We start from the raw sequence: 13,146 nt of genomic DNA, 5'->3' as shown, positions 1-13,146 counted from the left end.
CCAGTTAGGGGGCGCCCCCACCTGCGCGCCCCTGAGCACGCGGCCCGCCCCCAGGGCCCAGAGCGAGAGCCGGAGCCCCAGATGAAGATCGCCTTCGTCGGCAAGGGCGGCAGCGGGAAGACCACGCTGTCCGCACTGTTCATCCGCCACCTGGCCGCCATCGGCCGACCGGTGATCGCCGTCGACGCCGACATCAACCAGCACCTCGGCCCCGCACTCGGCCTGACGGACGCTCATGCGGCCGCCCTGCCCTCGCTCGGCGCACACCTGCCGGAGATCAAGGAGTACCTCCGGGGCAGCAACCCGCTGATCCGTTCGGCCGACGAGATGATCAAAACCACGCCGCCCGGGCACGGTTCGCGCCTGCTGCGGATCGTCGAGGAGAACCCGGTCTACGCCGCCTGCGCCCGCCCGATCGCGCTGGACGAGGGCTCGGTCCGGCTGCTGGCGACCGGCGCGTTCACCGAGGAGGACCTCGGGGTGGCCTGCTACCACTCCAAGGTCGGCGCGGTGGAACTGCTGCTCAACCACCTGCTGGACGGCCCGGACGAGTACCTGGTCACCGACATGACGGCCGGCTCGGACTCCTTCGCCTCCGGGCTGTTCACCCGCTTCGACCTCACCTTCCTGGTCGCCGAGCCCACCCGCAAGGGCGTCTCGGTCTACCGGCAGTACAAGGACTACGCCCGGGACTTCGGCGTGCAGCTGCGGGTGATCGGCAACAAGGTGCAGGGCCCGGACGACCTGGCGTTCCTGCGCCGCGAGGTCGGCGACGACCTGCTCACCACCTTCGGGCAGTCGGACTGGGTACGCCGACTGGAGCAGGGCGCCGAGCCGCCCTTGAGGTCGCTGGAGCCGGCCAACCGGGCCGTGCTGGAGCAGCTGCGGGTCGAGGCCGAAGCCGCGTACGGGCTGCGCGACGAGCACCGCTACACCGCGCAGGCGGTGCTCTTCCACCGGCGCAACGCGGAGAGTTGGGCCAACGCCAAGGTCGGCATCGACCTGGCGACCCAGGTGGACGAGGACTTCGTCCTCGGCGGAATCCCGAGCGGCCGTCCGAGCGGACTCCCGGCCGGAGCCCCCGTCTGACATCACCGCGCGGTCCCGAGCACGGCACCGCCACCGACCGGACGGGCCGCGGCCTCCCCCTGACCCCGGGGGACGCCGCGGCCCGTTCGCCGTTCCGGCCCCACCCCCGGCCCCGCCCCCGGCCGACGCCCCCGACCGACGCCCCAGCGCCGCCCAAGGGGAGCGTCCAGGGACCGGCCCGAGCCTCCCACCAGCAGATTCCCGTCCGTTCGAACACCACCCAATGGGGTGAACCGGCGATTTTCCGCTTCCCTCCGAGAACAACGCTGTGCAAAGATTTCATTACCCTCGGTTTACCGAGTCTTGATGGCCCGTTCCGACGGCCTTCGGCGAGACATCCCGCTCCTCGCCCTGGCCCCTGGCGGGCCCAGATGGTCGACGCCGGCCGGTGACACCCGCATTCCCCGCCGCGCCCACGCCATCCCGCCACACCGTCGCGACCCACGACAGCCGATCCGCCCCGGAGCCCCACCCCGGACTCACCACCGGACCTGACTGCGTTCGTTCCCCCGGACAGACGGGAAGACCATGACCCTCGACATCTCCAGCGCACCCATCGCCTCCGACACCACCGACCACGCGCCACCCGGCCCCGGCTCCCGGGCCCGGTGGGCCCAGGACCTCTCCGCCTCCGTGGTGGTCTTCCTGATCGCCGTGCCGTTCTCCCTCGGCATCGCGCTCGCCACCGGCGCCCCGCTCACCGCCGGGCTGGCAGCAGCGGCCGTGGGCGGCATCGTGGTCGGGCTGTGCGGCGGCACCCCGCTCATGGTCAGCGGCCCCTCAGCCGCGCTGACCGTGATCACCGCCGGACTGATCGCCCAGTACGGCTGGCGGGCCACCTGTGCCATCACCCTCGCCGCCGGACTGCTCCAACTCCTGCTCGGTGCACGCCGGGTGGCCCGGACGGCGCTCGCCGTCTCGCCCGCGATCGTGCACGGCATGCTGGCCGGGGTCGGGCTGACCATCGCCATCGCCCAGTTGCACGTCGTCCTCGGCGGCTCCCCGCAGAGCTCGGCGATCGCCAACCTGCTGGCGATGCCGGGGCAGTTGGCCGGTCCGCACCCACCCGCCCTGCTGGCCGGCTCGGTGACCGTGGCCGTGCTGCTGGGCTGGCCCGGGCTCGGCCGACTCCCGGGCCGCGCGGGCGATTTCGGTGCCCGCCTCACCAAGGTGCCCGGCCCGCTGGCCGCCGTGGCCGTCGCCACCGCGCTCGCCCTCGCCCTGGACCTGCAGCTCGCCCACATCGAACTGCCCGCCTGGCAGCCGCACTCACTGGTGCCCGCGCTGCCGCACGGTTCGCTCGCCGGGGTGCTCGCCGCCGTCCTCACCGTCACCGCCGTCGCGAGCGTGGAGTCGCTGCTGTCCGCCGTGGCGGTGGACCGGATGTCCCAGCGCACCGGCGACCTCGACCGCGAGCTGCGCGGGCAGGGCCTCGCCAACCTGGTCAGCGGGCTGGTCGGCGGACTGCCGATCGCCGGCGGCGCCGTCCGCAGCACGGCCAACGTCCGGGCCGGCGGGCAGAGCCGGTGGGCCTCGGTCATGCACGGGGTCTGGGTGCTCACCGCCGCCCTGGCGCTGACCGGTGGGCTGCGCCGGATCCCGCTGGCCGCACTGGCCGCCTTGGTGCTGGTGGTCGGGCTGCAGATGGTGAGCTTCGCGCACATCCGCAACGTGCACCGGCACCGCGAGTTCCCGGTCTACCTGACCACCCTGCTCGCCGTGGTGGCCTTCGGCGTGCTGTGGGGCGTCGGCCTCGGCGCGGCCACCGCCGTGCTGCTCGCGCTCTACCGGCTCACCCGGGCCCACGTGGACGTCGCGACCGGCCCCGACGGCTCGGTCACCGTCCAGACCCACGGCCCGCTCACCTTCACCGCCGTCCCCCGGCTGAGCCGGGCGCTGGCCGGGATCCCCAGGGGCGCCGAGGTCACCGTCGTGCACGACGGTTCCTTCCTGGACCACGCCGCCTACGAGACGCTGCACGACTGGCGGACGGGGTACCAGGCCGCAGGCGGTCAGGTCTCGCTGGTGACGCGGCGCCAGGACGACGAGGTGCTCGACCCCGACGGCACCGTCCGCGCGGGCAGTTCACCGGGCCCGCACCGCTGCCGGGCCTGGACGCCGTGGGGCGGCCACCACTGCATCGAGCAGCAGGAGGACCCGCACGGCCGGCTGCTGGACGGCGTCCGGGTGTTCCAGCAGCACACCGCCCCGCTGGTCAGGCCCGAACTCGCCCGGCTGGCCCGGGAGGGGCAGACGCCGTCCCAGCTCTTCCTGACCTGCGCGGACTCCCGGATGGTGACCAGCATGATCACCAACAGCGGGCCGGGCGACCTCTTCACCGTCCGGAACGTCGGCAACCTGGTGCCGGCCCCGTTCGAGCCCGGTGCGGCCGACGACTCGGTGGCCGCCGCGGTGCAGTACGCGGTCGAGGCGCTGGAGGTGCGCTCGATCACGATCTGCGGCCACTCCGGCTGCGGCGCGATGAAGGCCCTGCTGGACGGCGTGCACGAGCGCCCCGGGTCACCCACCCCGCTGACCCGCTGGCTGCGCAACGGCCGCGGCTCGCTGGACCGGCTCCGCCGGGCGCCGGCCGAGTTCGCCGACCGGCCGGTGGTGGACCTCGCGGAGCAGCTCTGCATCACCAACGTGGTGCAGCAGTTGGACCAGCTGATGGCGAACCCCGCGGTGGAGCGCCGGGTCGAGGAGGGCACCCTGCGCCTGGTCGGCATGTACTTCGACTTCGCCACCGCCCAGGCCTACGTCCTGGACCGCGCCGCCGGGACGTTCAGCCCGGTCGAGGCCCGGCCGGAGGGCGATTCGGCCGAACGGGTGAGAAACGACGCCCGGATTCCGGCCGCCGGCAGCGAGGAGGGGCCCCAGCTGGCCGCCTGAGAGCCGGGTCCGTGTCTCCGCCGGGCGGGCCGGGACACGGGCCCTCCGACCGCCGTACGGCCTGCCGCCTCCGGGCAGCGGGCCGTACGGCGGTCGTGGCGCAGTCGTGCCGCGACCGGGCTGCGGTCGAGCTGCGGTCGAGCCGTGATCGGGCTGCGGTCGAACCGACATCGAGCCGGGATCGCCGCCGGGGCCACCACCATGACCGTCACCACCGTCGTGACGGGCATCATGATCACCGTCGTGACCGGCACCACAGTCATGGGATCGTCGTACCAGGATCGGCCCACCGTACGGCGGATTCGGCGATCGACCGTTCGACGATCGGTCAAAGGTCTACACCAATTGCAAGGAGCCTCTTGTCAACTGGCCCGTTCGCCTGGTGAGCTGTGCGCTGGGACACACGGGACAATCCCCACGCACGGGATCGCCCCAGATCATGACTCGATGAGGAGTGCGCGTTGAGCAACGAGAGCCTGGCCAACCTGCTCAAGGAGGAGCGGCGTTTCGCCCCGCCGGCAGAGCTCGCCGCAGCGGCCAACGTCACCGCGGCCGCGTACGCCCAGGCCTCCGAGGACCGTCTGGGCTTCTGGGCCGAGCAGGCCCGTCGCCTGAGCTGGGCCGTCGAGCCGACCGAGACGCTCGACTGGTCCAACCCGCCCTTCGCCAAGTGGTTCGCCGACGGCAAGCTCAACGTGGCCTACAACTGCGTCGACCGCCACGTCGAGAACGGCCTCGGCGACCGGGTCGCCATCCACTTCGAGGGCGAGCCCGGCGACAGCCGCTCGATCACCTACGCGCAGCTCAAGGACGAGGTCTCGCAGGCCGCCAACGCGCTGCTGGAGCTCGGCGTCCGCAAGGGCGACCGGGTCGCCGTGTACCTCCCGATGATCGCCGAGGCGGTCGTCGCGATGCTCGCCTGCGCCCGGATCGGCGCCACCCACTCGGTGGTCTTCGGCGGCTTCTCCGCCGACGCCGTCGCCTCCCGCATCCAGGACGCCCAGGCCAAGCTCGTCATCACCGCCGACGGCGGCTACCGCCGCGGCAAGCCCTCCGCGCTCAAGCCGGCCATCGACGAGGCGCTCACCAAGGTCGACGGCGTCGAGCACGTCCTGGTGATCCGCCGCACCGAGCAGGAGATCGCCTGGACCGAGGGCCGCGACGTCTGGTGGCACGAGATCACGGCGCGTCAGTCCACCGAGCACGCCCCCGAGGCGCACGAGGCCGAGCACCCGCTGTTCATCCTCTACACCTCGGGCACCACCGGTAAGCCCAAGGGCATCCTGCACACCTCGGGCGGCTACCTCACCCAGGCCAGCTACACCCACCACGCGGTCTTCGACCTCAAGCCGGAGACCGACGTCTACTGGTGCACCGCCGACATCGGCTGGGTCACCGGCCACTCGTACATCGTCTACGGCCCGCTCTCCAACGGCGCCACCCAGGTCATCTACGAGGGCACCCCGGACACCCCGCACCAGGGCCGGTTCTGGGAGATCGTCCAGAAGTACGGCGTGACGATCCTCTACACCGCGCCGACCGCGATCCGCACGTTCATGAAGTGGGGCGACGACATCCCCGCGAAGTTCGACCTGTCCTCGCTGCGGGTGCTGGGCAGCGTCGGCGAGCCGATCAACCCCGAGGCGTGGGTCTGGTACCGCGAGCACATCGGCGGCGGCAAGGCCCCCATCGTCGACACCTGGTGGCAGACCGAGACCGGCGCCATGATGATCAGCCCGCTGCCGGGCGTCACCGAGACCAAGCCGGGCTCGGCCCAGCGCGCCCTGCCGGGCATCGCGGCCACCGTGGTGGACGACGAGGCCAGGGAGGTCCCGAACGGCTCCGGCGGCTACCTGGTGCTCACCGAGCCGTGGCCGTCCATGCTCCGCACCATCTGGGGCGACGACCAGCGCTACATCGACACCTACTGGTCGCGCTTCGAGGGCCGCTACTTCGCCGGTGACGGCGCCAAGAAGGACGAGGACGGCGACATCTGGCTGCTCGGCCGGGTCGACGACGTCATGCTGGTCTCGGGCCACAACATCTCCACCACCGAGGTCGAGTCGGCCCTGGTCGGCCACCCGACCGTGGCGGAGTCCGCCGTGGTGGGCGCCGCCGACCCGACCACCGGCCAGGCCATCGTCGCGTTCGTGATCCTGCGCGGCGGCGTCACCGAGACCCCCGAGCTGGTCGAGGAGCTGCGCGCCCACGTCGGCCGCACGCTCGGCCCGATCGCCAAGCCGAAGCAGATCAAGGTCGTCGGCGAGCTGCCGAAGACCCGTTCCGGCAAGATCATGCGCCGTCTGCTGCGCGACATCGCCGAGGGCCGCGAGGTCGGTGACACCACCACCCTCGCCGACAGCACGGTGATGAGCCAGATCCAGGCCCAGCTGCCGCCGCACGGCGACGGCAACAGCAACAACGGCTGATCGAGGCGTCAGAAGCCTTTCAGCAGCCATACGGAGCGGGGCCCCGGGCGGTGCGTGACCACCACCCGGGGCCCCGCCGTCACGTCGTCACAGCATCAGGTTTCGTCACGTCGTCACGTCGTCACGTCGTACGGGGCTCACCCCTCCGCCGCTTCGGTACCGGTCACCGTGCCGATCGCCGTGCCGCGCTGGGCGGCCAGGGTGCGCAGGGTCTCGTAGGCGCCCTGGACGATGCCCCGGCCGCGCAGGACCCGCACTCCCGTCCATGCTCCGGCCAGCACCGCCAGCCCGACCTGGGCCCGCGGACTGAACCCGACGAAGGTGCTGAACCCCCGGGTCGACCCGACCTGGAACACCAGCTCCTCGGCGCCCTCCCCCGCGGCCGGCACCCCCACCGCGTCGACCGCGGCCAGTTCACCGACCGAGCCGATCGCACCGGCCTCGCCGCCGGCGCCGTCCGCGCCGCCCCCACCCTGGCCGGCACCCAGCACACCGCCCGGCGCCCACTGGTTCCAGCCCACGCAGAGCCGGGTACCGCCCCGGCGCCGCCCCACCCTCGGCCGACGGACCTCGCCGAGCGCCGTACGCAGCGCCGCCGCGTCGGCTCGCTCGGGCAACGGGACGGCGTCCAGCGACAGGTGGGCCTGGAGGTAGCGGAGCATGTCGTCCGCGGTGGAGCGCAGTGCCGAGGCGCCCGGCAGGGCGGGCAGCCGGAAGGACGGCACCCGTCGGCCGCGCCGGTACCCGCTGACGTCCTCCCGGCCTGGGCCGCTGGAGGTGTCCAGCAGGCCGAGCGGCCCGCAGACCCGGGTGGCCAGCAGGTCGTCGTAGCGCTGTCCGGCCGCGTTGGCCAGCAGCAGTCCGAGCAGCCCGGAGCCGAGGTTGGAGTACCGCACCTGGGTGCCCGGGGTGCCCCGGACGGGGGTCCGTGACAGTGCGTCGAGCAGGTGGGTCGGCCCGAACGTGGCGTACGGGCGGGTGAACCACCGGGGTGCCGCGGCCGGCAGCAGGCCGACCGGCAGTCGGGGCAGGCCGGAGGTGTGGGTGGCCAGGTGGAGCAGGGTGATCGGCCGCTCGTGCGGGTAGCCGGGGACGGCGTTCGCGGGGAGGTAGCGGTCGATCGGGTCGTCGTAGCGGACCTCACCGCGGGCGGCCATCTCGGCGAGCAGCAGTCCGGTGAAGGTCTTGGTCACGGACCCGAGCTCGAAGCGGGTGTCGGCCCGGACCGGGTGGCGGCCGGAGCGGTCGGAGTGCCCCCGGCAGGCGACCGTCCGCTCGTCGCCGCGGATCACCACGACGGCGACGCCGCCGTCCGGTCCGGCGGAGCGGAACAGCGGACGGAGCAGCCGGTCGAGGTCCGCCGGGACGTCCTCGGCGGCCTCCACACGGCACTTCGGGCCGAACTCCGGGCCGAGCTCCGGACTGAACTCCGGGGCGAACTCCGGACGGGGGGCCGGGTGGAGCACCCGGCCGGGATGCCGGTCGGCGTCGGCGGGCTCACCGGGTAAGAGGGGCGGTTGGGGCAGGGTGGTGCCACCACCGGACATGGTCGTGCCTCCAGCAGAAACAGCGGGAACAGCGGGAACAGTGGGAACAGCGAGAACAGCGAGAACCGAAGGGCTGCGCACCGGCCCGGATCGGGCGGGCGCCTGCGATCGACCTTAGGGAGCCGTTCACCCGACTGCACTCGGCCTGGGCCGTTCGGGTACCGGTCCGCTGCTCCTCGGGAGTGCAGTAGCGGCCCCCAGGGCTTAAGTCATTTACTAGGACAATCCGGATGTCACCCGAACGTCCCGCTAGACTGTTAAGGACGCATCAAGGCCCTTGACAGGATCCGCGGGCGTCACAGGGCGCGCCGGGAAGTCTGGTCGGCAACTGCACCACCCGTGCATCCGTTTGCCGCTCCCAGCCCCAGGAGGTCCCCGTGACCGACCAGCCGCCCGCCCACGAGCCGACGACCCGCCGCCGGCAGTTCCTCGGCCGGCTGTCGCTGCCCGAGCGCACCTTCGTCACCAACGCCCTGCGTACCGAGACGGTCGGCGGGATGCTGCTGCTGGCCGCCGGCGTGGTCGCGCTGATCTGGGCCAACGTCTGGCCGAACGCGTACGAGAGCGTGCTCGACCACCGGATCGGCCCCTCCGCCCCGCTCCACCTCGACCTCACCCTGGCCAGCTGGGCCAAGGACGGCCTGCTGACGGTCTTCTTCTTCGTGGCCGGCATCGAGCTCAAGCGCGAGTTCGTGGCGGGCGAGCTGCGCACCCCGAGCGCCGCGCTGCTACCGGTGATCGCCGCCGTCTGCGGCGTCGCCCTGCCCGCGATCCTGTTCGCCCTGGTCAACTCCGGCAGCGGCGGCCACCCCGGCGGCTGGGCCATCCCGACCGCCACCGACATCGCCTTCGCCCTCGGGGTGTTGGCCGTGGTCGGCAGTCACCTGCCCTCCGCGCTGCGCGCCTTCCTGCTGACCCTGGCCGTGGTCGACGACCTGATCGCGATCCTGATCATCGCGGTCTTCTACAGCTCCGGGATCAAGTTCTGGGCGCTCGGCCTGGCCTTCGCCGGTCTGGTGCTGTTCTGGTTCCTGCACCGGCGCGGGGTGAAGGGCTGGTACCTGTTCGTGCCGCTGGCCCTCGTGGTCTGGGCGCTGATGCACGAGAGCGGCGTCCACGCCACCGTCGCCGGCGTCGCGATGGGCCTGATGCTGCGCTGCCACCGGGAGGGCGACGAGCAGCACTCCCCCGGCGAGCACATCGAGCACCTGGTCCGCCCGCTCTCGGCCGGACTGGCCGTCCCGGTGTTCGCCCTGTTCGCGGCCGGGGTGACGATCTCCGGCCCGGCCCTGCGCGAGGTGTTCACCCAGGCCGCCCCGCTCGGCATCGTGATCGGCCTGCTGGTCGGCAAGACGGTGGGCATATTCGGCGGCACCTGGCTGGCCGCCCGGTTCACCCGGGCCGAGCTGAACCCCCAGCTCAAGTGGGCCGACCTGTTCGCCGTCTCGGTGCTCGCCGGGATCGGCTTCACCGTCTCGCTGCTGATCAGCGAACTGGCGTTCCCGGACGACCTGGCGCTGGCCGACCGCTCCAAGACGGCCGTCCTGGTCGGCTCGCTGCTCTGCGCGGTGGTCGCCACCGTGCTGCTCAAGCTGCGCAACCGGCACTACCGCGCCCTGTGCGAGGAGGAGGACCGGGACGAGGACGGCGACGGCATCCCGGACGTCTACCAGCAGGACGATCCGGCCTGGCGGGCCCGGACCGCCGACCGGGCGGCGCTCGCCGAGGCACCCCGGCCCCGGCCGGGCGAAGGTCCCGGCAGCGACCGCTGAGCCCCGCCGAGGGGCCCGCACCGCACCGCACCGCACGCCGCACCCCGCGCCGCACCGCACTCCACGCCGTACCGCACCCCGCGCCGCACCCCGCGGCCGCCTTCCGAAGCCAGGACACGTCCCTCCGGCGGGGCCCCGGAGTGGTGTCCGACTGACCGGTAGGGGCATGATTCTGAGCTGTCGACACACCACTGACGCCTCCGGATCCCCCACCGGCCCCGGAAACCGCGCACCGCGACGGCGTCACGCCGCAACAGCCGCAGAGGAGAACCGCTGATGCCCACAGGAGCCGCAGACCCGTCCAGCAACGGCCGGGCGCCCTACGAGGGCGAGCGTTCGGTGGGGCAGCTGTTCGCGGCGGCCACCGCCGACCTGAGCGCACTCGTCCACGACGAGATCGCGCTCGCCAAGTCCGAGATCAAGGCGGACGTCAAGCGCGGCGTCGCCGGCGGTGTCTCGGGCGCCGTCGCCGCCGTGGTGCTGCTGTTCTCCGTTCCGATGCTGAGCGCCGCGTTCGCCTTCGGCATCCACGCGCTGGGCCTGTCGCTCGGCTGGTCCTTCCTCATCGTGGCAGCCGCCTACTGGGTGCTCGCCGCCGTCCTCTTCCTGCTGGCGGGGCGCTTCTTCAAGAAGATCCAGAAGCCGGAGCGCACCATCGAGGGCGCCCAGAAGACCGCCGAGGTGCTGAGGAACGCCCGGCCGCGCCCGGCCACCCAGGAGGAGATCGACCGGGGCCTGGGCCGCATCCCGTAACCGCCCCCGCCCGTACGTGCCCGGACCCGCCCGCAGCGAGTGCCGGGCACGTGTCCTTCGCACGGATGTGACACGCTCTCGGTATGCCGCTCGACCAGAAGCCCGCTCCCGCGCAGCCGTCCGCCGTCTCCGGCCCCGCCTCGGGGCCCGAGGGCGGCCCGGAGACCGGCCCGGAGGCCGTCGAGGGCGCCGCCGCCCCCGGGCGGTCCGAGGACACCGCTGCCGAGGCGTGGAGCATCCGGCAGTCCGGTCCGTGGAAGCACCGCGACCTGGCGGCCAACGGCGCCCGTTTCCACATCACCGAGCTGGGCTCCGGCCCGCTGGTGCTGCTGGTGCACGGCTGGCCCGAGTACTGGTGGGCCTGGCGCCACCAGCTGACCGCGCTGGCCGAGGCCGGCTACCGCGCCGTGGCGCTCGACCTGCGCGGCATCGGCGGCAGCGACCGCACCCCGCGCGGCTACGACCCGGGCAACCTCGCCCTGGACATCACCGGGGTGATCCGCTCGCTCGGCGAGCGCCGCGCGCACCTGGTGGGGCACGCCTCCGGCGGCACCCTGGCCTGGGTGGCGGCGGTGATGCGCCCCTCGGTGATCCAGAGCCTCACCGCGGTCTCCGCGGCGCACCCCCGGGACCTGCGCCGGGCGCTGCTGACGGACCGCAAGCAGATCGCCGCCTTCGACCACGTCCTGGGCTTCCAGCGGCCGTGGATACCGGAACGCCGCCTGGTCGCCGACGACGCGGCGCTGGTGGGCCGCTACCTGGACGAGTGGGCCGGGCCGAACAAGCTGGACGGGGCGGCGGTGCACGCGTACCGGCAGGCGATCCAGATCCCCAGCACCGCGCACTGCTCGATCGAGCCGTACCGCTGGCTGCTGCGCTCGATGGCCCGGCCGGACGGCATCCAGTTCGCCCGCCGGATGAAGAAGCCGATCACCGCACCGACCCTGCACGTCCAGGGCGCCGCGGACCCGGTGCTGCTGTCGCACACCGCGCTGGGCGGCGGCGAGTACGTGGCGGCGCCCTACCGCTGGCGGCTGCTGCCGGGGGTCGGGCACTTCCCGCACGAGGAGGCTCCGGAGGAGTTCACGGCGGAGCTGCTGGACTGGGTCGGTCGCCACAAGGAGTGACGACCGGAGGGCCCTCCCCAGGGCTACCGGAAGGGGTCGGAAGTCCCAACTCCCTTGATGTTGCGCTCATATGACATGCGCATGGGCCAGTTTCGGCGCACCCGGGCGGTTACTCCCTCCGGCCCAGGGGCATCCATTCCGGTATGACCTGGATGCCCGATCGCGACGACGCCCCGCGCGGCCGACGCCACAACAGTCCCCAGCGCCCCGCACACCTCCCGGACCGGGCGGAGGACCTCGGCTTCGAGGGCCTCGACCGCCGCCAGCGCGGGGCGCAGCGGCAGCTGGGCATCCCGCGCATCCTCGGCCGGCGCGCCCGGTGGGTGGGCGCACGGCTGCGGCGCGAGACCTGAGGGCCACGCGCCGCTTCCGGCCGCCGTTCAGTTCACGCTCTGCGGCTGATTCACGTTCTGCGGCTAGGGCCTGTCCGGCGGATCTTGGCAGATCAGCGCGCGGCGTTGGGCGCCCGGCTGGGCGTGCGCCCGAGTCGGCCTCGTACTGGACGTACTTGGGCGATTCGGGCGTGCGTCCAGGCGGGATGCCCGGCGTCGCGCGCCTGGCAAGATCCGCCGGACAGGCCCTAGTTGGCGTTCTGCGCCTAGTTCACGATCTGCGGTGACAGCGCCGTGAACCAGAGCAGCACGAAGGTCGCCACCGACATGATCGGCACCAGCACCTTGGTCTCGACGTTGTTGCCGCTGCGCTTGATCAGCACGATCTCGTAGCGCTCCTTGTGCGGCCACAGCAGCGGCGCGCCCTTCTTGGTCAGGCAGTCGCCCAGCAGGTGCGCCAGCGTGCCCAGCCCGACCGCGTACGGCAGCCAGCCGGGCGCGTTGGGCATCCAGGTGTTCATCCCGAAGGTGCCGAGCGCGGCCAGGCCGATGACGGTGATCCACGCCTCCGGGCCGTTGCTCGGCGGGCAGAGCCGCAGCGCCTTGACCGCAAGTGCCAGCAGGAAGAACGTCACCGTGAGGGTGAAGTAGCGGCCCAGGAAGGTGACGCCGGCCCAGGTGCCGCCGCCCATCAGCGCGACGAACAGCAGCGAGTGGGTGGCGTGCCGGTGCCCGCCGGAGGCCCAGGCCACGAAGCGGCAGAGCGCCTTGGAGAGCGGGCCGAGGAAGTTGGCGATCGAACCGTCGTGGTGGTCGAGGTCCGGCAGCAGTGCCGCGCCCGCGCACAGCACCGTGCCCATCAGTATGTCCGCCGGCTGCAGCGTGGTGTGCAGCAGCAGCGGGGGCAGGAACGGGGCCGAGGCCGCGTACAGCATCGCCCCGCTCACCGCGTGCGAATGACCCATCATCGGACTACCACGACCTCCCGTTGACTCACTCCGGGACGGCAACCCGGTTGAGCCGAACGGGTGAGCGCCGCCGAGGCTACCAGGGCGGCCTGACGGTACGACGGATCCCGCACCGGCGGGCCCTGCGGTTTCGGGGCGCGGTCTCAGAGGGCGTTCGATACCGATTTAGGCTGCCGCGAAGGGTTTCGGGCGGAGGTATTGCCCGATTCTGTCGGGGCTGGCGGTCAGGCGGGTGGT

General features: G+C 72.8%; 9 protein-coding genes. 7 read left to right on the top strand and 2 right to left on the bottom strand.

From position 1 onward, the window contains the following. Positions 1-81 precede the first annotated feature (81 nt). The 3 genes from ACFY2K_RS00045 to acs all read left to right on the top strand — a co-directional run bounded on the left by ACFY2K_RS00045 (position 82) and on the right by acs (position 6,410). Positions 82-1,089, top strand: coding sequence for an ATP-binding protein (locus ACFY2K_RS00045; protein ID WP_375887599.1), 1,008 nt, complete (start codon positions 82-84; stop codon positions 1,087-1,089). A 528-nt stretch (positions 1,090-1,617) separates the two neighbouring features. Beyond that, positions 1,618-3,981: a SulP family inorganic anion transporter gene (locus tag ACFY2K_RS00040; protein WP_387708886.1), complete on the top strand. Its 2,364-nt coding sequence runs from the start codon at positions 1,618-1,620 to the stop codon at positions 3,979-3,981. A 461-nt stretch (positions 3,982-4,442) separates the two neighbouring features. Then, complete coding sequence (gene acs / locus ACFY2K_RS00035; RefSeq protein WP_375887603.1) at positions 4,443-6,410, top strand: acetate--CoA ligase; 1,968 nt, start codon at positions 4,443-4,445, stop codon at positions 6,408-6,410. Between the two features lie 137 nt (positions 6,411-6,547). On the opposite strand, the gene ACFY2K_RS00030 is transcribed toward acs, so the two are convergent. Next, a complete protein-coding gene (locus ACFY2K_RS00030) occupies positions 6,548-7,957 on the bottom strand; it encodes a serine hydrolase domain-containing protein (RefSeq protein WP_387708883.1) in 1,410 nt (469 codons plus the stop codon). A gap of 377 nt (positions 7,958-8,334) precedes the next feature. On the opposite strand from ACFY2K_RS00030, the gene nhaA reads away from it, so the two are divergent. From nhaA to ACFY2K_RS00010, 4 genes are all read left to right on the top strand, one after another. Beyond that, positions 8,335-9,729 (top strand): Na+/H+ antiporter NhaA, encoded by a 1,395-nt coding sequence (gene nhaA, locus ACFY2K_RS00025; RefSeq protein WP_387708880.1) that lies wholly within the window; start codon positions 8,335-8,337, stop codon positions 9,727-9,729. A 276-nt stretch (positions 9,730-10,005) separates the two neighbouring features. Continuing rightward, positions 10,006-10,482 (top strand): phage holin family protein, encoded by a 477-nt coding sequence (locus ACFY2K_RS00020; protein WP_375887612.1) that lies wholly within the window; start codon positions 10,006-10,008, stop codon positions 10,480-10,482. Between the two features lie 83 nt (positions 10,483-10,565). Beyond that, positions 10,566-11,609, top strand: a complete 1,044-nt coding sequence (locus ACFY2K_RS00015) for an alpha/beta fold hydrolase (RefSeq protein WP_387708877.1) — start codon at positions 10,566-10,568, stop codon at positions 11,607-11,609. Positions 11,610-11,752: 143 nt separating this feature from the next. Then, complete coding sequence (locus ACFY2K_RS00010) at positions 11,753-11,962, top strand: hypothetical protein (protein ID WP_380527157.1); 210 nt, start codon at positions 11,753-11,755, stop codon at positions 11,960-11,962. Between the two features lie 245 nt (positions 11,963-12,207). Here ACFY2K_RS00010 and ACFY2K_RS00005 read toward each other — a convergent pair whose 3' ends face one another. After that, positions 12,208-12,906: a metal-dependent hydrolase gene (locus tag ACFY2K_RS00005; RefSeq protein WP_387708873.1), complete on the bottom strand. Its 699-nt coding sequence runs from the start codon at positions 12,904-12,906 to the stop codon at positions 12,208-12,210. Positions 12,907-13,146: the final 240 nt, after the last annotated feature.

This window comes from Kitasatospora sp. NPDC001309 (genome assembly GCF_042896295.1).
In the GTDB taxonomy this organism is placed as follows: domain Bacteria; phylum Actinomycetota; class Actinomycetes; order Streptomycetales; family Streptomycetaceae; genus Kitasatospora.
This window is presented reverse-complemented; position numbering and strand designations above follow the sequence as displayed.

Excerpts from the sequence above, each read along its gene's own strand:
- ACFY2K_RS00010 (WP_380527157.1), top strand. The coding sequence starts at position 11,753 with ATGACCTGGATGCCCGATCGCGACGACGCCCCGCGCGGCCGACGCCAC.
- ACFY2K_RS00030 (WP_387708883.1), bottom strand. The coding sequence starts at position 7,957 with ATGTCCGGTGGTGGCACCACCCTGCCCCAACCGCCCCTCTTACCCGGT.
- ACFY2K_RS00045 (WP_375887599.1), top strand. The coding sequence starts at position 82 with ATGAAGATCGCCTTCGTCGGCAAGGGCGGCAGCGGGAAGACCACGCTG.
- ACFY2K_RS00020 (WP_375887612.1), top strand. The coding sequence starts at position 10,006 with ATGCCCACAGGAGCCGCAGACCCGTCCAGCAACGGCCGGGCGCCCTAC.
- ACFY2K_RS00005 (WP_387708873.1), bottom strand. The coding sequence starts at position 12,906 with ATGGGTCATTCGCACGCGGTGAGCGGGGCGATGCTGTACGCGGCCTCG.
- ACFY2K_RS00040 (WP_387708886.1), top strand. The coding sequence starts at position 1,618 with ATGACCCTCGACATCTCCAGCGCACCCATCGCCTCCGACACCACCGAC.
- ACFY2K_RS00015 (WP_387708877.1), top strand. The coding sequence starts at position 10,566 with ATGCCGCTCGACCAGAAGCCCGCTCCCGCGCAGCCGTCCGCCGTCTCC.